Below are 20,387 nucleotides of genomic sequence, written 5' to 3'. Positions count from 1 at the left end.
TACGCCTCCATCGTCTAGTGGCCCAGGACTCGGGATTTTCATTCCCGCAACAGCGGTTCGAAACCGCTTGGAGGTATACGAAAGGGAACTCACTCTGTGAGTTCCTTTTTGTTTGCGGTGGAATACACCGTCAGGTGGATTCCCAACCGCGTCAAAAGGTATACGAAAAGCACCACTCATACGAGTGGTGCTTTTTGTATCAACCGCAACAAAGGTATAAAAAGGCTCAGTCGAAAGACTGAGCTTTTTTATTAACCGCACTACAAGGCTTTAACCTGTTCCTCAGTGAGTTTTAAAATTCGGCAGACCTTTTCGACGGAATCCCCTTCGCGAAGCATCTCGCGAGCAGCCTGCAACTTCTCAGACAAAGCCTTTTGGCGTTCTTCCTTGCGGCCAATATCTTCGCCATCAGCTTTACCCTGCAGGTACGAGCCTTCTTTTTCGTATGCGAGATCAGTCATGCCGTCGGCCTCCAGAAGAAAAACATCATTAGTGTACGAGGAAAAAGATACATCATTTGCAAACTCCCTGTCAAGGAGACCGCACCTTGTTTTTCTGTTTTACATTTTGTACGTTTAACATATCCGCTGCGAAAGCGGGGTTTATTTACTACATGTCGGCTCGTGGCTAGTTCAAATATTTCAAGCTGTCGCGGGCCCACGGAATTCGCCCCAACTAGGCCATTCCCTGATTTTTTACATCCACATAAATTCATAGGATAAAGATGAATTTACCTCACGATCCCTTCTGCAGGGGAGTGTTAGCGGATGTCCCGACTTTTCTGGAGTTTATCCGCTACCTTACCACAAAGGATGCAGAACTAAACGACCTCTTCAACCTGCTGGACCAAGCATCATTCAGACGCATGCCCGGCGATTATAGCGACACCGAAAGCAAAGGGTACGCCGACCTGGCGTTTCTTGCAAACGTAAAGCAGGATTTTCAGGAAGACTGTTCCGAGCCCGTACAGTTCGTCGGCTTCCTTGTGGAGCACAAGTCCGCACGGGACAACAATGTTCTGGAACAGCTTCGCCGCTACAACTTTCACCTCATGGTGCAAAAGCTGAAGGACAATGTTTTTAGGGGAATTCCCTCCATCGCCATCATCCTGTACAACGGCAAGGAAAACTGGGATCCGCTTAAGGAACTGTACGCCAATAAGCCCAAGAAACTTCAGCGGCTCATGCTCCCGTTCCAGTGCATTATGCTGGATGTGAACAATGTCTCCGACGAGGAACTGGACGGTTTCAACGCGCGCCTCGCGGCATTCATCGGTTCGCTTAAATATGTTCGTGATCCTGAAAGCAAAAGAGATTTGTTCAGGAGAATCATCGAGCGAGTTCTCGAAGAACTTACAAAACAGGAAGCCCTTGACTTATTGCATCAGATGGATGTATATTTGCGCAATTAAATTGCGCATTAATCTGCGCCTCGGTCATATCCAAGCAAGCTTGGCTGCGACACTCGGCTTGCGATTAATTAGCATGGTTGGCTTAGAAAAATCTTCATGGAGGCATACAAGATGGATTTCGTTCGTCCGAACTACAAGACTATCGCTGACGGTTTCTATGAAGAAGGCGAAAAGCGACGAGCTGAAGAAACCGCCCGCCGAATGCTAGCCCAAAATGAACCTATGGAAAAGATTGTCTCATACACAGACCTTTCCAAGGAAGAGGTCGAAGCACTCAAGAAATAATTTTCAACACTTTTGAAGCGAAAATATTATGCAAAGAAGCCCCTTTCGGGGGCTTCTTTTTTTGCGAACATCGTGGCGGCGGAGCCGCCTTTGTGCTAGCGGTTACTTTACGTTCACGCGCTTCGTCTGGGAGCCGACGCGGACCATGTAGCTGCCTGCGCGGGGCACGGCGATTTCCATGGAGGCGGAAGCGGTGCGGCCAGTAGCGAGGACGCGGCCCTGCATGTCGAGGACGGCGTAGGCGGAACCGATACGGGCGCCAGCGATCTGCACATTGCGACCGGCAACAGATAGGCTGAACTGCGGTACGGCAGCGGCAGCAACGACGGCGTCAGTCTTGCTAGAGCTAGACTTGTGCTTCGTGCTGCTGGAACTCTTGTCGTCCTTGGCGCTAGAAGAACTGCTTTCAGTATCATTGCGAGAACTCGAAGATTTCGTGGCAGCCTCGCTGCTGCTAGATTCTGCAATCTTCTCGAAGTTTGCCTTGTAGGAAGCGGCGGCGGTTACCTTGACCTTGCGGGTGGCGGAAGCCTTGACGTCGTCTTCCCAGTTGGAGAACTTGTAGCCCTCGGCGGCGGTAGCAACCAGTTCCACTTCGGTACCGTATTCATAAGTGCCGGCACCCTTCACGGAACCCATCTTGGAATCGTTGGCGGCAACAGCAATTTCATACTTGTTGATGGTCCACTTTCCGTAAAGTTCCAAATCTTCATTTACGGCTGCGGAGAAGTCGTAAGCAGTTTCAGCATCCTTCTGGAACCAGCCCGCGAAAGTGTAGCCTTCGCGCTTTGCAGGTTCTGCAGGGGTGTCCACAGCCATACCAGAAGCAACCGTCACAACATCACCCACCTGCACACCCTTGTCATCAAAGAAGGTGATAGTGTACTGAGACTTCAGCGTGAAATTGAAATACGGAGAATATGTCAAAACAGTACCGATGAGAGATCCATTTATGTAGATAGGAAGATTTGTTTTGTCGGAAACAAGGGCCAAACTTTCCACAAATTCTTTCTCGGTACAATTAGCCGGCTTAAAATTCAGACCATATTCCAACTGATAGGATTTATCAACCTTCAAATTGACATCGCCGGCACCAATCGGCCAATCCTGAGGGCCCTGGTCAAGCATCCAAGAGCCCTTACTATACTTGTAGAGCATTTCGCTTGCCAGGCAAAGTCCATCTTCATCATAGGAATCGCAGTTTGCATTGAGGTAACGTTTTGTGATAGTCACGCAAGAAGCGGCATTTGTCGAAACAAGTTCCACATCGCCACCTACGGCATAGGTTGCAGCCAACTGAATCGTGGGAAGTTTTTCGTCAGCAACTTCCACATCAAACTCATATTCAAAACCGTTGTTGTAAACGCCATCGTTATGTTCAGAAAGGAGCATACGTTCATTCTTGACGCCATTTACATAAACAGGGATAGCGGTACATCCATCAAAATGAAGCTCAGATTCGTCTGCGCAAGTCCACTTAATGGTCTTGGCCAATTCATCATTTGCGCAGTCTCCGTTGGTATTCAATGTGACGTCAAAAAGCAAGGTATGAGCACCGCCACTTAACTTAACCGCAGAATTTGAACTATAGCTAAAACCATCCAAGGATTTCTTGGTGACGCTTACGCAGGACGTCTTATTTTCAACAGACAAGGAAATGTCGCCACCGGCCTCGTAATCTGCAGCCAGGTACACATTGAAATCCTTCTTTACGCTATCCAGAACAGCCTTGTATGTTGCATCTTCGGTAACGGGAACAATTTCCGGGGTCCACTTTGCGAAGTAACGGAATTCTTCAGAATCTTCTTTGACTGTTAAAGACGGGGCTTCGGGAACGTCTCCCGCAAAGACCACTTTTGAGTTCATCGGCTTTCCATCATAGCCAAGGAATGTGATTGTATAAATTTGAGGAACCGGAATTTTTACATTGTACTGGTAAGTTACTATGTCCAAATTTGTCGTTGTTTTTGCAGCCACCTCTTCTGGATAAATCTCATAATCTTCAGTCAGGGGATCTTGGTATTCAATGCGACGAAACGCAACAACAACATCAGGATAGCCTGAGCCAGAAACATCCTCTAAAATACGGGTCAAATCTAACTCAACGGTTTCGCCGCCCGCAGTTTCCTTGATAAAAACGTATCTATCTGATAGAAGAGTGCTTTTCATTTGACAACTCAAAGATTTACCTTGATAGCATTTTGTTACATCACCACCATCCATATATCCATAATTCAGAACATACGGTAAGTTAGCAGCTTTTATGGATTGGGTTTGTTTAGAAGCTTGAACAAATCTTTCACCATTTGGATCAACAGGCAACCATAAAACTTGAACATGGTTTTCTTGCTTGTAAAAATTAGATTCGTCGGTCGCACCAAAAACAGCCAACCCATACAATCTTTTTACGGGTTTCACAAATTTCTTCGTATCAACAAATGACAAAATTTTTCTTTTTTCGTCATAAGATATTGATGAAATTGTTCCCGCGTAAAGCTCGGGTTGGACCATTTCTGTATAACGGATAAAATCTTCTCCTGGAGGGGTGTAGCATCCATATATCCCAATTTCATATCCACACGAGTTCGAGTTTTCTGAATAAATATCGTCAACCGAACGACCCTTAGGATCGTAGTAAAATTGAGCATACCCCTGCACGGTGGCTAACCCTACCAGCAGCAAGGCCATTTTTTTGATTATTGAGAGTTTCATTGTTTCTCCTTGTTATTGTTTAAAAACGAAAAAAAGCCGCATGGCATAGGCCACGGGCTTATAAAAAACATCCGAAAGTAAACTTCTAGTTACATAGGGGGGGGGTAACGGACTTGCGGACCTGCACGGCGGAGGCACAGCCAGCAAAAGAGACCGGGGCGGCCTCCACAAACTTCAATCCATTACATGCGACTATATTCATTTAGTCCAAATATAGTCTCTCGTAAGTTTTTTGTAAAGATTTGAATGCCGCGACTCGTTTAAATGTTCCTAGAGATCGCGAACTCATACATCTATAAAGCACTAAACGCACCCCAAAGGGTGCGTTTAGTGTTTCAAAGGAGGGTGAAGGATGGGACTACTCCTTCACTTCGTTTCGGTCGTAGCCTTCCAGGTTCGGCTTCGCCGAATCCTTAACTGCGCTGTGTTCGCTTCGCTCTCGCGCAGTTAAGCGAACCCTCTTATTCGAGGGTTCGATATTCATCTATGAAAAAAGATGGAACCCACAAGGGGTTCCATCTTTTTTCAAGGAGGGTGAGGGATTCGAACCCTCGGTCCTGTGACAGACTCCGGATTTCGAGACCGGCCCAATCGACCACTCTGGCAACCCTCCGAGTTTGACCCAATTTAGTATAATATTTTATGATTGTCTATTTATCCAATCTCTTTTCGCAGCTTTGCCGCGAGGAGGGTGAGGGATTGACAAAGTCCTCATTTCATTTCGCCCTTTGCCCTTCGGGTCCGGCCCCCTGGCCGGATCTCAAAACTTGCATGTTCGCCTTCGGCTCTCGCAAGTTTTGGCGAGCCCTCGGTCCTGTGATAGACGACCGATTTTGTGACCGGCCCAATCGACCACTCTGGCAACCCTCCGAGTTTGACCCAATTTAGTATAATATTTTATGATTGTCTATTTATCCAATCTCTTTTCGCAGCTTTGCCGCGAGGAGGGTGAGGGATTGACAAAGTCCTCATTTCATTTCGCCCTTTGCCCTTCGGGTCCGGCCCCCTGGCCGGATCTCAAAACTTGCATGTTCGCCTTCGGCTCTCGCAAGTTTTGGCGAACCCTCGGTCCTGTGATAGACGACCGATTTTGTGGCCGGCCCAACTATGAAGGAATTTAACGTTACTCTCGTGATTCATACAATTTGTCAAAGTGTTCTCGAACCTCTTCGCAATGACTTTTTGCATTTTCATACAGAGTTTTCCTCGTTTCATCGTTAGCCACGCTTAAGGTATCCTGTTTTACTGTAACTACGACGGGGCCCTTGCAATAAACATTTCCCGCGGGGGCTCCATGAGAAAGAAAGTTCTCGCATTCACTTTCATCTGATGCAAGGGTAAGGTTTTCATTAATAGACCTTTTGACAACCTGCGCACCGTTAAATGAATAGTAATAATACTCAGCAACGTGTCCCCCAGCCATATCTTTCGGGGTAACTCCGCAATAAAACCACAGGGAATCGTTGACACTGAAATCACAAGTCTTCGGCACAAAATCCTCGCAAAAATCAATATCCGGGACTTCTTCGAGAGCCGGTTTTCCCGGTTTTGAGAATCCATCCTTCATCCTAAACACGGTTGTGATTTCGGTGGAGTCCCTTACGCCATACATGTCCGTATAATAAGCTTGCCAGGTTACTGTAGTATCCTTTTCAAGAGGCTCATCGCTATATATGTATAATCCGACTTCATGTATTTTCGGAGTAAAAGGATAATCGATACGAATTGTTTCATAGCATCCGCCGATAGATTCCAGGTCCAGCAGATTCACATGCCAAATAGAGTCACCATCGGCACCTACCGTATAATAACTCGGGTATGTCAAAAGTCCGGCATCGCTGGGTAGCGTTCCATAGACATCTTCCATTACATAAGGTGTTCTAAAATTGGCTCTCCCTCTGTATTTATCATATGTGTAAGAATCGTCAAAATCTAATTCAATCGTATCAAAGGCATCCTGCAAACCTTTCAAATCCATCTTTTCTTGTTCGATATAGGGAGGAATGAAATCGATCAGTCGTTTTTTTCCATAGTTGATGAACGTGGTATCTACGCGAAGAATGTTTATTTCCTTGTGAATCAAGGAGTCGCTATCGGTGTTGCGTTCCGCATGGTTTGCCTGCGCACTATACACAACGTAGCAAGTCTTATACGTCCTTGTCAAACGGCAAGAAAAGTAGTTGTCTTCGATGTCGCATTTCATTTCGCCGGTAAATGCCGTAACCGTATCCAGTTTATTTTTCCCAGAGTAGTAAACAAAGCTGTACGCACTTGTATCGGTATACGTCGTATCGCAGATGTAGCCTTCCGGGCATTCGTCACCTCGAGAAGAACTGGAAGGGTCGTTACCGCAGCCCGCAAACAACCCAAGCATCAAGCCTAAGGCGACTACGCCAACAGCGAACTTAATTCCTAAAACAAACTTCACAGATTCTCCTTTCAAAGAACATCTACACAACTTAATATAATTAAAAAAAGCTTCTCCGTTTATTGGAGAAGCTCATGTAACATTAAACCGGCTCGGAAATGCCCGCGCAAGCACGGTCGCTTCTCTCGCCTTAGTTATCAATTAGCTATTGGCCAGGGCTTCTTCCACTTCCTTGCGGAGGGGGATGGAAGGCACGGCGCCGGGGCGGCTTACTGCAATGGCGGAAGCGCGAGCACTCATGCGGAGAGCCTGAGCAACGGGCATGCCTTCTGCGAGACCTGCCAGGAAATACCCGGTAAAGGTATCGCCGGCGGCAGTGGTATCCACAGCCTTCACGGGGAAGATGGGCTGGAACACCTTTTCGACCCCATCGCTATACACGGCGCCGTCCTTGCCCAAGGTAAGCACAATGCGAGCCTTGGGGAAACGCTTGCGCATTTCTGCCAGGATTTCGTCGGGATCCGTCTTGCCGGTAACCTGATTGCCTTCTACCTCGTTCAGCAGGAAGATGCTGATCTTGGTCATGTCCACCGCATCCAACTTTTCGTTAAAAGGAGACGGATTCAAGGCAATCTGCATTCCTTTTTCAAAAGCCTTCTCCACAATGTAGGGCAGCATATTCACTTCGTTCTGCAGCAACAGAATGTCGCCTGCGTCAAAGTGGCTAAGCACGCCGTCCACATATTCCTGAGTCAGGCGCTGGTTTGCACCGCCGTACAGCAGAATGCTATTCTGGGCGTTCTTGTCAATCTGAATGATGGTGTGGCCGGTCTGGTCATCCACCTTGGCAATGTATTCGCCGTGAACGCCGTATTCCTTACAGGCATCCAGGAAGGGCTGGCCATCCTCCCCAATCATACCGCCCTGATAAACTTCCACACCGGCCTTGGCCAAAGCCACAGACTGGTTCATGCCCTTGCCGCCAAGATAATGCTTAACAGCGCCGGTAGCTTCCGTTTCACCAGGGAGAATAATGTGGTCCACGCTATAGACGTGGTCAAGATTCATGGAACCAATGTTTAGAACTTTCATGACGCCGCCTTTACTTGCCTGCATTTTCAGCAGTAACCAAAGTCACCTTAACCGGGATGTTCTTTTCGACGGTCTTGCCATTCACAATTTCAGAAGCAGTCTTCACAGCGGTTTCGCCGATCAATGCCGGCTGCTGAGCAATGGATGCAGCCATACGGCCAGCCTTAATTGCAGCAATAGCATCGTCGGTAGCGTCAAAGCCAACCACCATCACCTTCTTGCCTGCGCCAGAACTTGCTTCAATAGCACCCAGAGCCATTTCGTCATTGGCAGCGAATACTGCAGCAATGTTTCCATTAGCCTGAAGCATGTTTTCCATAACACTCATGCCTTCGGCACGATTGAAGTTTGCAGTCTGGGAAGCAGCAACTTTCAGTTTCTTATCTGCGATATTGTGGAAGCCTTTGCCGCGGTCAATGGCGGCAGAAGAACCGAGAGTTCCCTGAAGTTCTGCAGTCACAACGCCTTCGCCAAGCTTATCGACGATGTACTGGGTTGCCATTTCTGCACCGGCAACGTTGTCAGAAGCAATCTGGCAGTCAACATCTACACCGTTAATGGCGCGGTCAACAGCAATTACCTTGACGCCCTTAGAAAGAGCAACCTTAACAGCGCTGGTCAATGCGTCAGAGTCAACGGCGTTGACAATCAGAACACTCACATTCTTGCTCACAAGGTCTTCAATATCACTTGCCTGCTTGGCAACGTCATCGCCTGCATCCACAACAGTGAGCTGAAGCTTCATGTCAGCAGCGGCCTTCTTTGCACCTTCAACGAGAGTGACAAAGAACGGGTTGTTCAAGGTAGAAACAGAGAGACCAATCAAGCCATTACCAACAATCTTCTGAGCTTCGGCTGCAGCCTGGAGAGCTTCAACATTGTCTGCATTCACCAGGGTAACCTTCACCGGGATGTTCTTTGCAACAGTCTTGCCGTTAGCAATGTCTGCAGCGGTACGAACAGCAGTTTCACCAATGAGAGCCGGCTGCTGAGCAATGGAAGCTGCCATACGACCAGCCTTGATTGCAGCAATGGCATCGTCGGTAGCGTCAAAGCCAACCACCATCACCTTCTTGCCTGCGCCAGAACTTGCTTCAATAGCACCCAGAGCCATTTCGTCATTGGCAGCGAATACTGCAGCAATGTTTCCATTAGCCTGAAGCATGTTTTCCATAACACTCATGCCTTCGGCACGGTTGAAGTTTGCTGTCTGGGATGCAACAACCTTAAGCTTTGCGTCAGCAACATTGTGGAAGCCCTTGCCGCGGTCAATAGCAGCAGAAGAACCCATAGTACCCTGAAGTTCTGCAGTGACAACACCTTCGCCCAGCTTATCAACAATGTACTGGGTTGCAAGTTCCGCACCGGCAACGTTATCAGAAGCAATCTGGCAATCCACTTCCACACCGTTAATGGCGCGGTCCACGCTAATGACCTTCACGCCTTTGGCCATGGCAGCCTTTACGGCGCCGGTCAATGCATCGGAATCCACAGCGTTCACAATCAAAATACCAACATTCTTGCTGACAAGGTCTTCAATATCGCTGGCCTGCTTGGCAACATCGTCACCAGCATCCACAACGGTAAGGCCAACCTTCAATTCTACAGCAGCCTTCTTTGCACCTTCAACCAAGGTGACGAAGAACGGATTGTTTAGAGTAGAAATGGAAAGGCCAATGTTTCCAGTAGATTCAACCTTCTTGGAGGTAGTCTTTTCTTCACCGTCAATCACGATGGCGCAAGCGGTAAAGCAAAGAGCCACCAGAGAAGCGAAAAGCAGTTTAATCATTCTTTTCATAATACAAATTCTCCTTATCTCTTACGGTCAGAAAGCACAGCCACCAGAATCACGAGGGCCTTGACCACGCTCTGGTAGTAGGAAGTAACGCCCAAAATGTTCAAACCATTGTTCAATACAGCAATAATCAAGACACCGGCAATGGTACCTGCGATTCTACCGCGGCCACCGTTCATACTGGTACCGCCAAGAGCCACTGCAGCAATGGCATCCAGTTCATAACCAGTACCCATAATGGGCTGAGCAGAGTCCACACGGCTAATCATAATCAGGCCAGCCAAAGCACTGAGGAAACCGGAAACGGCATAGACGCTCATCTTAACGCGGTTGATGTTCACACCAGTCAAAGCTGCGCACTTGGCATTAGAACCGGTAGCGTAAAGGCGACGACCGAAAACTGTATGCTTCAGCACAAAGTACATGATGGCGAACACCACGACAAGAATAATGATAGGAATAGGAATCTTGAAGTCCGGCGCAAAGGTGAAGATGAAATTACCCTTACCCATGGCCTTGAACAAAAGGCTATCACCGGAGCTTTCTGCCAAGCGAGAAATAGGCTTACCATCCGTAAGAATCATAGCTAGGCCGCGATAAGCTGTCATGGTAATCAAGGTAGCGATGAAGGGCTGCAAACGGCCCTTGGTCACCAAGAGACCGCTGATCAAGCCCAAGGCAACGCCCACCAGCAATGCCACAGGAACGGCAACAATTACCGGAACGCCATGGCCAATCATTTCGGCACAGACAATGGCGCTCAAGGCGAAAGTAGAACCTACGGAAAGGTCGATGCCGCCGCTAAGAATCACGCAGGTCATACCGAAGGCAATCAAGCCGTTAAAGGATGCCTGACGCAGCAAGTTCAGGAAGTTGCCCGGTTGGCGGAATTCAGGGCTGATGGCACTGATAATAACTACCAGAATTGCTAGCGCAATAAACACGCCATATTCTGACAAAAATGCACCAATATTTTTGTTTTCCTTTTTCATTAGAGGGATCCTCCTGTAGCAAGAGTCATAATTTTTTCCTGATCAGCGTCGGCACCGTTGATAATACCGGTCACATGTCCTTCGTGGACCACCATAATGCGGTCGCTCATGCCCAACACTTCGGGCAATTCAGAGGACACCATAATCACGGCGACGCCCTTGGCAGCCATTTCATTAATGACGCTGTAAATTTCCTTTTTAGCACCAATATCCACGCCACGGGTAGGTTCATCCAGAATCAGAATCTTGGGATCGGTGTAGATCCACTTGGCAAGAACCACCTTCTGCTGGTTGCCACCGCTAAGATTGCCGCATTCATGGTGAGGGCCGAAGCAACGAATCTTGAATTCCTCGATACCGCGCTTCACCAAATTGGTCTGCTTATCGGTCTGGAGTACGCCCTTCGTAGAAACCTTTCCCAGGTTACAAAGTTCAATATTTTCGGCAATGCTCTTTTCCAGCAACAGGCCTTCGGTCTTGCGGTCTTCGGTAATGAAACCGATGCCAGCTTCGATGGCCTGACGGGGATTGCGAATGGAGACTTCCTTGCCCTCGATGAAGATCTTGCCCTTTACGAGAGGCAGATTTCCAAAGATGGAATGCATGATTTCGGTACGGCCGGCACCCATAAGGCCAGACACGCCCAGCACTTCACCGGCGCGAACATTAAAGCTTACATCGCGGAACAGTTTTTCGTGGGTAAGGCCTTCTACACGGAGAATTTCCTTGCCGATGGCGTTATTGCGCTTGGGGTAGCGTTCGCCAATTTCACGGCCGATCATCATCTTCACCACGTCATCCATGGTGATGTCCTTGATGAACTTGGTATCGATGTAGGTACCGTCACGAAGGATGGTAATGCGGTCGCAAAGCTCAAAGATCTCTTCCATGCGGTGGGACACGTAAACGATGGACACGCCCTTCTTGCGCAGGGAATTGATCACCTCGAAAAGGACCTCGGTTTCGCTCTGGGTAAGGGCTGCGGTAGGTTCGTCCATAATCAGGACCTTGGCATCCACCATCAGGGCCTTACAGATTTCAACCATCTGCTGCTGGCCCACGGACAGGTCACTCATGACTGCATCTACGGGAATGTTCACTCCCATGCGGTCCATGATTTCCTGGGCCTTGGCGCGCATGGCCTTCTTGTCGCAGACGCCAAAGCGGTTGGTGATTTCCTTACCCATAAAGAGGTTTTCTTCTACGGTAAGGTCGAACAAAACGTTCAGTTCCTGATAAATAAAAACGATACCGGCTTCTTCCGCTTCCTTGGGGCTATGGTAGGTCACCTCCTTACCATCCACAATCACGGTTCCGGAATCTCGGGTATACACGCCCGTGAGGATCTTCATCAGCGTAGACTTGCCTGCGCCATTTTCACCCATCAAGGCGTGGATTTCACCGTCCTTCAGATTGAACGCAGCGTCTTTTAACACCTGGTTCGTTCCAAAGGACTTGTTAATGCCTTTCATTTCAACATGCATAGAGTATTATTATCCTCCGATCAGGCAAAAATGCAACCGGCCTGCAAAATAATATTGGCATAGGGGGTGGTTTCGCCGGTGCGAATAACAGCCTTGCAGGTCTCTGTGCGGGCCTTCAATTCTGCGTGGGGAACATATTCCACTTCCACGCCCGGCAGCAGCTGCAAAACCTGGCTTTCCACCTGGGGATTCTTGGTCTTGATTTCTTCGGCCAAGACGATTTTTTCCACCTTCATATCCTTTACCACTTCGGTCAAGGTCTGCATAAAGGTGGGTACGCCAAAAGCCAGAGCCAAGTCAATACGCTCTGTTTCGTCGGGAATGGGCAGGCCACAGTCACCAATGCAAATGCAGTCCGTATGACCCAAATAACCTAGAACCCTGGAAATTTCACTATTTAGAATGCCGTTTCGTTTCATTGTACTTAACCTTCTTGCCCTCACTATTTGCGTGTTTTCTTGCCGTTTTCCTTTAATTTTTACGAAAAACGAAAGAAACAACCTTGTTTTCCAAACTATTCTAATATAAGGCAATCTCTGTAAAAAGGTCAGGGGCGATTATTCCATGTTGGAATATATTTTTCGAAACCTTTGATTTCTGCCCTTATATTTCTACCTTTGGGCGCAAATTTGAGTTAGGTGACCTAACGAACTTCAGGTTTATAAGCGCGAGTGCGCTTCGGGGCTTTTCAAGATTCCACGGATTTTTTTAGGAATCATTAGATGGTGCGGCATGGGCCGCAGATGAAGTTTACGGGTCCCCTGAAGGTGATTTATGTCCAAGAAATCCTATGACAAGGATGCGGAAAATCGTATCCCTGAAGAAAACATTGACTCCAGTTCCAACATCGCTCGCGAAGCAGACGCATTCCTTGCAGCTCTCGCTGGCGGCGCCGACGAAGACGAAGCAGACGAGGCAGCTTTCCTCGCCCTGAATCCCGATGGCATCGTCGTGGATGACGACGACCAGATTGTGAACGTGGGCAAAAAGGCTGCCGGTTTTACCATCGGCCAGAAGGCTGAAATTGTGGACGGTGATGAAATCGTTGATAACGGCGAGATGGATTCTTCGGCTGCGCCTCAGAATGACGCGTTGGATGACGGCGTCGAAGAAGAAACAAAAGACAATGCAGGCGAAATTGCAGAAGAAGAAATTTCCGAGGAAGAATCTGAAGGCGAAGAAGAATTGAGCGGCGAAGCCCCCGAAGGCGACGAAGCCCTGGTAACTTTTGAAGACCTGGACTTGGCAGAACCTGTTCTTGAAGCCATCAAGAAGATGAACTATGTGACCCCCTCCCCCATCCAGGTGAAGGCTATTCCCGTTCTTCTTCAGGGCAACAACTTGCTGGGCACCGCTCAGACGGGTACAGGCAAGACCGCCGCATTCTCCCTGCCGCTGCTTTCCCGTTTAAACTTCAACGGCCACGAAACTTCCATGGTGGTTTTGACACCGACCCGCGAATTGGCAATCCAGGTGGCCGAAGCCATCCAGCAGTACGCAGAAAACATGCCCAAGGTTCACGTGGTTCCTGTTTACGGTGGTCAGGATATCGCCGTGCAGATTCGCGCCCTGAAGCGTCAGGCAAATATCATCGTTGCTACTCCGGGTCGTTTGATTGACCACATTAAGCGCGGCACCATCTCTCTAGGCGGTGTAAAGGCTATCGTTCTTGACGAAGCTGACGAAATGCTGGACATGGGTTTCGAAGAAGATGTGGAAACCATCTTGAGCGAAATTCCCGCAGACGCACAGCGCGCCCTCTTCAGCGCCACCATGCCCAAGAAGGTGAAGGCCATCATCGACAAGTACCTGGGCGAATACGACGAAGCCTGCATTGAAAACAAGACCACCACTGTTGAAAACATTCACCAGCGCTACATGTTCATCAAGCAGGAGCACAAGATCGAAGCTTTGGCCCGCGTGTTGGAAGGCGAAGATTTCGACGGCGTTTTGATTTTCGTTCGCACCAAGCAGAACACCACCGAAGTGGCTGAAAAGTTGGAAAGCCGCGGTTTCAATGTGGCTCCGCTGAACGGCGACTTGGCACAGTCCATGCGAGAACGCACCATCAACCGTTTGAAGATGGGCAAGCTGGATATTGTGGTGGCAACCGACGTGGCTGCCCGCGGTATTGACGTGGACCGCATTTCTCTCGTTGTGAACTACGACATTCCTTTCGACACCGAATCCTACGTTCATCGTATTGGACGTACAGGCCGCGCAGGCCGTAGCGGTGACGCCATCCTCTTCATCACTCCCCGCGAAAAGCGCATGCTGAAGATCATCGAACGCGCCACCCGTCAGCCCATTGACGAAATGGAATTGCCCACTGGCGAAATCATCAGCCAGAAGCGTGTTGCAGCATTCAAGCAGAAAGTCAAGAGCGTTGCAAGCTACGGCGAACTGGACAAGTTCAAGACCTTGATCAACGAGCTGGTCGCAGAAGGCAACAACCTGACCTGCGGCGTGGAAAACGAAGACGGCTCCGTGGCACCCCTCACTGCAGAAGACATTGCCGCAGCTGTCATCAAGATGTATCAGAAGAAGCAGCCCCTGTTCCCGGAATTGGCTCCGCTGGACGCACCCCGCGAAGCTCGCCGTGCCAAGGAACGCGCCGCACGTGACGAACGTTCCGGCAAGGAAAAGGGCGGCCGCGACTTTATCGGAGCAGGCACCGCTGGCTTTGACGTCGAAGACAGAAAGCGTTTGAACAAGGAACGTAAGGAAGGTTTGAACGGCGTTGAAGAAGGTTACCTCCGTTACTACTTGGGCGTTGGCCGCTTTGACCGCGTCACTCCCAAGGATATTGTAGGCGCCATCGCTGGCGAAGCCAACATCAGCAGTAGCAACATCGGCCGCATCAAGCTTTTCGACAAGTTCAGTACCGTTGAATTGCCGGAAGCTGTTCCGCAAGATGTTCTGGATATTCTCGCAGGCATCTCCATCCGTGGTAACGACGCCAAGTTCCGCCTGATGACAGACGAACCTCCTGAACGTGACGAAGAAGGTTCCCGTGAAGGCCGCAGTTTCCACCGTGACCGTGGTTTCGGCGGCAGAGGTCGCGGAGAACGCGGCAACCGTGAAGAACGTCGTGGCGGTTTCCGCAAGGACCGTGGTTTTGGTGGCGACCGTGGCTTCGGCGAAAAGAAGTTCGGCGGCCGTGACGGCAAGCGTGGTTTTGGTGACCGCGAAGAACGTGGCGGCTTCGGCAAGAACCGTGAAGAACGCCGTCGTGACAAGTTTGGCGACAAGCCGTTCCGCAAGGATCACGACGAACGCGATTTCGGTGACAAGCCCTTCCGCAGAACCCGTCGCTTCGGCCGCGGCTAATTTCAGTCGCGGTTAAACACCTCGCCAACTAGCCCATGACTTCCGTGATTCTGACATTGCTCGCTATTATCGCCTTGCTGGCCTTCGCGTTTTTCAAAACGAAGGCGGAAGGCAAGCGCAATCGTCAGCAGTTTCATAAGGATGGCCGCCGCAAGACTTTCAAGGATTTTGAAAAGGAACGCATCGAAAACGACCCCAACGGCGTTTACGGCGAAGCGATTCTTGCAAAGTTCGTGGCGCAGATTTGCGACGAAGACAAGCGCAAGTTTGTGCTGATGAAAAATCTTTTTGTACCGAGCCACGGTGGCACCACAGAAATCGATTCCCTATTGTTGCACCAGTCCGGAATCTATGTTCTTGAAAGCAAGAATGTTTCTGGCGAAATTACGGGAAGCATGGACGAAGAACGTTGGCATCAGCGAATGAACGCACGAATCGAGCACACGTTCCACAATCCCATTCTGCAAAACGGCGGACACATCCGTGCGCTGCAACATTTTCTCAAAGAGAATTATGCACGCCGTGATTTGAACGTTGATGAAATTCCCGTTTTCTCTGTCATCGTTTTCAGTGACCGTTGCGTACTCAAACGAATTCCTGCCAAGGGCGAGAACTGGATGATTTGCCACATGTTCCAACTGCAGGAAAAACTGGGCAGCAAGATTTCTGCAGCAAAGACCATTTTCAGTAAGGATCAGTTGGAAAATCTTTACTGGAAATTGGAGCCCTGCATGCATGTAAGCGAACGTACCAAAGCCGATCACAAGGCTTACGTACAAGGCAAGGCTCAAAATTAAACAACAGCAGAGTCAGCTTCGATTGCCACGCCCTTGCGGGCTCGCAATGACAAACAGTCATTAAAACTTCAAAAAGTCCTTCAGGTCGGGTTTCTTGTGATCGCTGGGCTGAACCACAGAAATGGAATACTTGGCGTTTTCAAAAGCATTCTTCACCACGTCCACAATTTCTGCTTCCGTCAGTTTAGCAATGCTCTTTTCCGTTTCTTCCATAGGGTTGAAATCGCCCAGGTGAAGGGTCTGTTCCGCAAGACGCATCACGCGCTTTTCAGGGCTGTCAGCGCCTAGACGGATACCGCCAATAATGTTGGCCTTGGTACGCTCCAGTTCGTCCTTTGCAAAACCCTTCGCAATGAAATTGCGTACTTCATCGATGGACAATTTTAACGCAGTCTTCAGCTGGCGGGGTTCCGTGGCAAGAGAGACGCCCCAGTCCATGCAGTCCTTGTACACGTCCGCGGTAGTATAAACGGAGTAAGCCAGGCCGCGTTCCTCACGAATCTTCTGGAACAGACGGCTGGACATTCCCGCACCGATTGCAACGTTAAACACGGAAAGAGCCAAGCGGTTCTTTTCTTCCAACATCTTTTCGCCAAAGCTTACACCCCAGAAAAGATTGGACTGTTGGGTGTCCTGCTTACCTACGATTTTCACGCCGGAGTTGCACTTGTATTCATCTACCGGCCAAATCTTTCCGGACTTCTTTTTTGCAAACTTCTTGGCGCACAAATCCACCAATTCATCATGATCCACCTTGCCAGCGGCGCAAACATAGATGGGCATATCCTGCAGCACTTGGCGTTCGTATTCCCACATCTGTTCGTGGGTCAAGTTGCGAACTTCCTTCACGGAACCGGTAATGGAATGGGCGATGCCGCAGCCCTTGAAATGGACCGCATTGAAAATATCGCCAGCCACTTCTTCGGGAATATCATCGTAGCTACGGATTTCCTCGATGATTACCTTGCGTTCCTTTTCCATTTCCGCCTTGTCGAAACGGGGGTTCATCAGCATATCGGCAATGACGTCGATGGCCAGGCCCACATCTTCCTTGACAACGGTGGCATAGAAGCCCGTCTCCTGACGGGTGGTATAGGCCTCCAGATTTCCGCCGCGGTCTTCCACGGAGCAGGCAATTTCGAAAGCAGAACGATTTTCCGTTCCCTTGAACACCAAATGTTCGTAAAAATGGCTCAAACCATACTCCACCGCCGGTTCATGGCGGGACCCCCTGGGGAGCCAGGCCCCCAAAGCCACGGAATAGGAGTGGGGCATATAGTCCGTTTGAACGACAACACCATTGGGAAGAACGGTTTTTCTATAAATCTGCTTCATAACGGCACAAAAATAGCATTAGTTAATTCTTACAGAAACTATATTTTTGACATATGGATACGTCCTTAACCTGTATTTACGTGGTCAACATTTTCGGTGCGGTTCTCATTGCCGTGGTGTTGGCCGGCAACCTCTGGCGCCTCCCCCGCAGGAACTTGGAAAACGCAACCCTGTTCGCAATGCTTATTTGCGGTTTCCTGAACTGCGTCATCGACCCGCTGGTCTTTACCTCCGACGGTCACGGCGGCACCCTGGCGAAGCTCACCAACTTCCTGGGCAACGGTTGGCTTTACGCATCCAACATGTACTGCTCCGTTCTGTGGTTCGCCTTTTTGACCAGACACGTTTGCGGCGGCGTATCCAAGATCCATTCCCGAATTCTTTCTGTAATTATTGCCCTTGGTACCATTGGTGTCATTGTCAATGGATTCTACCCCTTCATTTTCTCCATCGACGAAAACAACGTCTACCACAGACACTGGGGCTACTGGGTCTACACAGTGATTGACTACGGTATTACAATGGATAGCGTGGTGGTGTACTTCTGGAGCCGTATGCGTAACGGCGTCCTCAGGTACTTCCCCATCTGGGTGTACCTGTTCCCCCTGATGCTGGGCACCTTGGCCCAGACCCTCTTCTACGGTATTTCGACCATCTCCTCCGGTCTTGCCATTTCCATTGCAGGCGTGTTCACCAGCTTGCAGAACGAACTGATTTTCAGGGACCGCCTCACCGGACTTTATAACCGAGTCTACCTGGACCACCACCTGGCGATTTTCTCCAGAAAGCGCAATACCGTCATGACCGGTTTGATGCTGGACCTCAACTCCTTCAAGAAGATCAACGACGATTTTGGCCACTCCGTAGGCGACCAGGCCTTGATCAACATGGCTGACATCCTTCAGCGCGTGGTGGGAAACATCGGCGTCGCCATCCGCTATGCCGGCGACGAATTCATCCTCCTACTGGACACCGAGGACGACGTTGTGGTGGACTACTACATCAAGGACATCCACAAGAGCCTGGCTGACTTCAACGAAAAGTCCCAGGCACCCTACAAGCTGTCCACGTCCATCGGTAGAGGCCAGCTGGATTTGAAGAACCACAACCTGGATGACTTCATCAATTCCATCGACCACGACATGTACGAGAACAAGAAGTCCTACTACGCCGCCAACGGCATGAACGACCGTAGGCACCGTTAATTCAAAGTTTCGCTTCTAGCGTACGCAAGTAAAAAGGTTCCGCCCGGGACCTTTTCTTTTTATTTCGAAGAAACGACCCGCAAGCCGAGCGTCGCGGCGGCACAAAAAAAGAGCCCACCTTTCGGGGGGCTCAATTTCTCGCGTCGATGATAGCTAACGCAATTTTTTGACTAGGTCAAAAAATTAAGCAGCCTTCACAGCGTCCACGACCTTGGCAAATGCTGCCGGATCGGCAACAGCCATATCAGCGAGAACCTTACGGTTCATCTTGATGTTAGCCTTGGAGAGCTTGTAAATGAACTGGCTATAGCTAATGCCGTGTTCACGAACAGCAGCGTTCAGACGAGTGATCCACAGAGAGCGGAAGTCACCCTTCTTATCGCGGCGGTGAGCGTAGGCATACTGACCTGCATGGGAAACGGCATCGATAGCAAGACGAATGTTGGACTTGCGACGGCCATAGAAACCCTTAGCGGCCTTGAGGATATTTTTGCGGCGTTCGCGGGAAGGAACTCTAGTTTTTGCGCGTGGCATTCTTGCACTCCTTTATGCTACAACAAGCAGACGCTTGACGTGGTACAAATCGACTTTCTTAACGAGAGCGCCCTTACGGAGGTTACGCTTACGCTTGGTGGTCATCTTAGCTTGAATGTGGCGCATACCAGCACGCTTGAACTTGACGTGGCCAGAGCCGGTCAAGCGGAAGCGCTTCTTGGAACCGCTATGTGTTTTCATCTTAGGCATTTTTACCTCGTTAGGTTAATGATTAAGCCTCACCTGCTGCCTCGGGCGCGGTTACGGGCTTCGGTGCCTGGTCCTGCTGAGCAGCCTGGGGCTTCTTAGCGGTGCCAGCACCACGTTTGGGACTATAGATGGAAAGCATTGTGTTGCCTTCGACTCTGGAGTCCATTTCAAGGTCGCCAAAGGCGGCCAAGTCTTCTTTTGCACGTTCCATGAGGCGCTTGCCATAGTCCATGTGGGCCATTTCGCGACCGCGGAACTGCATAATAAGCTTCACCTTCATTCCGTCCTGAAGGAATTCACCAGCCTGCTTGATACGGTACAAGTAGTCGTTTTCTGCAGTCTTCGGGTGCATCTTAATTTCCTTAAGCTTGACCACGTGCTGCTTAGCCTTTGCGGCCTTGGCCTTCTTGACCTGTTCGAACTTATACTTGCCGTAGTTGATGATTTTGCATACAGGAGGCTTAGCATTGGGAGACACTTCCACCAGGTCCAGTCCGGCGTCCTTAGCCATCTGGAGAGCCTTGTGGGTCTCGATGATGATGGCTTCGCCTTCGTCCTTCACAAGACGAATGGGAGAGATGCGAATATCTTCGTTGATGCGAGTGCCGTCGCTCTGACGGTTGGGCATTTGACGGCCACGGGGAGGTTGTAAGGCCAAGTTAAGTTCCTCTTGGTGAATTGTTTAATGTAGCGAAAAGATAGAAAGTTTTATAAAAATCTCCAATATCTTTTCAAGGAACCCCTTTAAAAACGGCCCATTTTTTGTATAATTGGTCTCACAAGCGGCGGTAGCTCAATGGTAGAGCCTTAGCCTTCCAAGCTAATGGTTGCCGGTTC

At 49.5% G+C, this 20,387-nt stretch carries 17 protein-coding genes and 2 tRNA genes; 6 read left to right on the top strand and 13 right to left on the bottom strand.

Features of this window, described 5'->3' with window-relative positions:
• The first annotated feature begins 3 nt into the window (after nucleotides 1–3).
• Nucleotides 4–76 (top strand) — tRNA-Glu (locus MJZ25_15045).
• A 184-nt stretch (nucleotides 77–260) separates the two neighbouring features.
• On the opposite strand, the gene MJZ25_15040 is transcribed toward MJZ25_15045, so the two are convergent.
• Nucleotides 261–461, bottom strand: a complete 201-nt coding sequence (locus MJZ25_15040; GenBank protein ID MCQ2125491.1) for a hypothetical protein — start codon at nucleotides 459–461, stop codon at nucleotides 261–263.
• Nucleotides 462–724: 263 nt separating this feature from the next.
• Between MJZ25_15040 and MJZ25_15035 the strand changes: the two genes are divergently transcribed.
• A complete protein-coding gene (locus MJZ25_15035; protein MCQ2125490.1) occupies nucleotides 725–1,411 on the top strand; it encodes an Rpn family recombination-promoting nuclease/putative transposase in 687 nt (228 codons plus the stop codon).
• Between the two features lie 111 nt (nucleotides 1,412–1,522).
• Nucleotides 1,523–1,696, top strand: coding sequence for a hypothetical protein (locus MJZ25_15030; GenBank protein ID MCQ2125489.1), 174 nt, complete (start codon nucleotides 1,523–1,525; stop codon nucleotides 1,694–1,696).
• A 102-nt stretch (nucleotides 1,697–1,798) separates the two neighbouring features.
• On the opposite strand, the gene MJZ25_15025 is transcribed toward MJZ25_15030, so the two are convergent.
• From MJZ25_15025 to rbsD, 8 genes are all read right to left on the bottom strand, one after another.
• A complete protein-coding gene (locus MJZ25_15025) occupies nucleotides 1,799–3,865 on the bottom strand; it encodes an InlB B-repeat-containing protein (GenBank protein ID MCQ2125488.1) in 2,067 nt (688 codons plus the stop codon).
• Between the two features lie 1,071 nt (nucleotides 3,866–4,936).
• Nucleotides 4,937–5,021: transfer RNA gene (locus MJZ25_15020), tRNA-Ser, on the bottom strand.
• 510 nt (nucleotides 5,022–5,531) lie between these two features.
• The gene (locus MJZ25_15015; protein ID MCQ2125487.1) at nucleotides 5,532–6,836 is read right to left on the bottom strand and encodes a hypothetical protein; all 1,305 of its coding nucleotides are present in this window, start codon (nucleotides 6,834–6,836) and stop codon (nucleotides 5,532–5,534) included.
• Nucleotides 6,837–6,977: 141 nt separating this feature from the next.
• Nucleotides 6,978–7,868 carry a ribokinase gene (locus MJZ25_15010; GenBank protein MCQ2125486.1) on the bottom strand — a complete coding sequence of 297 codons (891 nt, stop codon included), beginning with the start codon at nucleotides 7,866–7,868 and terminating at the stop codon, nucleotides 6,978–6,980.
• A 10-nt stretch (nucleotides 7,869–7,878) separates the two neighbouring features.
• A complete protein-coding gene (locus tag MJZ25_15005; protein ID MCQ2125485.1) occupies nucleotides 7,879–9,666 on the bottom strand; it encodes a substrate-binding domain-containing protein in 1,788 nt (595 codons plus the stop codon).
• A 14-nt stretch (nucleotides 9,667–9,680) separates the two neighbouring features.
• Nucleotides 9,681–10,655 carry a ribose ABC transporter permease gene (gene rbsC / locus MJZ25_15000; GenBank protein ID MCQ2125484.1) on the bottom strand — a complete coding sequence of 325 codons (975 nt, stop codon included), beginning with the start codon at nucleotides 10,653–10,655 and terminating at the stop codon, nucleotides 9,681–9,683.
• Entirely contained in the window at nucleotides 10,655–12,139 is a 1,485-nt protein-coding gene (locus MJZ25_14995) for a sugar ABC transporter ATP-binding protein (GenBank protein MCQ2125483.1), read from the bottom strand. Before MJZ25_14995 ends, rbsC begins: the two co-directional genes overlap by 1 nt.
• A gap of 20 nt (nucleotides 12,140–12,159) precedes the next feature.
• Nucleotides 12,160–12,558: a D-ribose pyranase gene (rbsD, locus tag MJZ25_14990; GenBank protein MCQ2125482.1), complete on the bottom strand. Its 399-nt coding sequence runs from the start codon at nucleotides 12,556–12,558 to the stop codon at nucleotides 12,160–12,162.
• Nucleotides 12,559–12,913: 355 nt separating this feature from the next.
• Here rbsD and MJZ25_14985 point away from each other — a divergent pair, with 355 nt between their 5' ends.
• Together MJZ25_14985 and MJZ25_14980 are read left to right on the top strand one after the other, a co-directional pair.
• A complete protein-coding gene (locus MJZ25_14985) occupies nucleotides 12,914–15,469 on the top strand; it encodes a DEAD/DEAH box helicase (protein MCQ2125481.1) in 2,556 nt (851 codons plus the stop codon).
• A 35-nt stretch (nucleotides 15,470–15,504) separates the two neighbouring features.
• Nucleotides 15,505–16,266: an NERD domain-containing protein gene (locus tag MJZ25_14980; protein MCQ2125480.1), complete on the top strand. Its 762-nt coding sequence runs from the start codon at nucleotides 15,505–15,507 to the stop codon at nucleotides 16,264–16,266.
• A 60-nt stretch (nucleotides 16,267–16,326) separates the two neighbouring features.
• Here the strand turns inward: MJZ25_14980 and MJZ25_14975 are convergent, their stop codons facing one another.
• Nucleotides 16,327–17,601: an insulinase family protein gene (locus tag MJZ25_14975; protein MCQ2125479.1), complete on the bottom strand. Its 1,275-nt coding sequence runs from the start codon at nucleotides 17,599–17,601 to the stop codon at nucleotides 16,327–16,329.
• A gap of 53 nt (nucleotides 17,602–17,654) precedes the next feature.
• Here MJZ25_14975 and MJZ25_14970 point away from each other — a divergent pair, with 53 nt between their 5' ends.
• The gene (locus MJZ25_14970) at nucleotides 17,655–18,806 is read left to right on the top strand and encodes a GGDEF domain-containing protein (protein ID MCQ2125478.1); all 1,152 of its coding nucleotides are present in this window, start codon (nucleotides 17,655–17,657) and stop codon (nucleotides 18,804–18,806) included.
• A 183-nt stretch (nucleotides 18,807–18,989) separates the two neighbouring features.
• On the opposite strand, the gene rplT is transcribed toward MJZ25_14970, so the two are convergent.
• The 3 genes from rplT to infC are packed head-to-tail and all read right to left on the bottom strand — an operon-like array spanning nucleotide 18,990 to nucleotide 20,208.
• Nucleotides 18,990–19,340, bottom strand: coding sequence for a 50S ribosomal protein L20 (rplT, locus tag MJZ25_14965; GenBank protein ID MCQ2125477.1), 351 nt, complete (start codon nucleotides 19,338–19,340; stop codon nucleotides 18,990–18,992).
• A 12-nt stretch (nucleotides 19,341–19,352) separates the two neighbouring features.
• Entirely contained in the window at nucleotides 19,353–19,550 is a 198-nt protein-coding gene (rpmI, locus tag MJZ25_14960) for a 50S ribosomal protein L35 (GenBank protein ID MCQ2125476.1), read from the bottom strand.
• 22 nt (nucleotides 19,551–19,572) lie between these two features.
• Entirely contained in the window at nucleotides 19,573–20,208 is a 636-nt protein-coding gene (gene infC, locus MJZ25_14955) for a translation initiation factor IF-3 (GenBank protein MCQ2125475.1), read from the bottom strand.
• Nucleotides 20,209–20,387: the final 179 nt, after the last annotated feature.

Origin of the sequence: Fibrobacter sp., assembly GCA_024399065.1 — a bacterium.
GTDB lineage: Bacteria > Fibrobacterota > Fibrobacteria > Fibrobacterales > Fibrobacteraceae > Fibrobacter.
The sequence above is the reverse complement of the archived record's forward strand: the minus strand, read 5'-3'. Positions and strand labels throughout refer to the sequence as shown.

Coding starts and splice junctions, on each gene's coding strand:
- MJZ25_14970 (MCQ2125478.1), top strand. CDS start 17,655: ATGGATACGTCCTTAACCTGTATTTACGTGGTCAACATTTTCGGTGCG.
- MJZ25_15030 (MCQ2125489.1), top strand. CDS start 1,523: ATGGATTTCGTTCGTCCGAACTACAAGACTATCGCTGACGGTTTCTAT.
- rbsD (MCQ2125482.1), bottom strand. CDS start 12,558: ATGAAACGAAACGGCATTCTAAATAGTGAAATTTCCAGGGTTCTAGGT.
- rpmI (MCQ2125476.1), bottom strand. CDS start 19,550: ATGCCTAAGATGAAAACACATAGCGGTTCCAAGAAGCGCTTCCGCTTG.
- MJZ25_14980 (MCQ2125480.1), top strand. CDS start 15,505: ATGACTTCCGTGATTCTGACATTGCTCGCTATTATCGCCTTGCTGGCC.
- MJZ25_15025 (MCQ2125488.1), bottom strand. CDS start 3,865: ATGAAAAGCACTCTTCTATCAGATAGATACGTTTTTATCAAGGAAACT.
- rbsC (MCQ2125484.1), bottom strand. CDS start 10,655: ATGAAAAAGGAAAACAAAAATATTGGTGCATTTTTGTCAGAATATGGC.
- MJZ25_15010 (MCQ2125486.1), bottom strand. CDS start 7,868: ATGAAAGTTCTAAACATTGGTTCCATGAATCTTGACCACGTCTATAGC.
- MJZ25_14975 (MCQ2125479.1), bottom strand. CDS start 17,601: ATGAAGCAGATTTATAGAAAAACCGTTCTTCCCAATGGTGTTGTCGTT.
- MJZ25_15035 (MCQ2125490.1), top strand. CDS start 725: ATGAATTTACCTCACGATCCCTTCTGCAGGGGAGTGTTAGCGGATGTC.
- MJZ25_15005 (MCQ2125485.1), bottom strand. CDS start 9,666: ATGAAAAGAATGATTAAACTGCTTTTCGCTTCTCTGGTGGCTCTTTGC.
- MJZ25_14985 (MCQ2125481.1), top strand. CDS start 12,914: ATGTCCAAGAAATCCTATGACAAGGATGCGGAAAATCGTATCCCTGAA.
- rplT (MCQ2125477.1), bottom strand. CDS start 19,340: ATGCCACGCGCAAAAACTAGAGTTCCTTCCCGCGAACGCCGCAAAAAT.
- MJZ25_14995 (MCQ2125483.1), bottom strand. CDS start 12,139: ATGCATGTTGAAATGAAAGGCATTAACAAGTCCTTTGGAACGAACCAG.
- MJZ25_15040 (MCQ2125491.1), bottom strand. CDS start 461: ATGACTGATCTCGCATACGAAAAAGAAGGCTCGTACCTGCAGGGTAAA.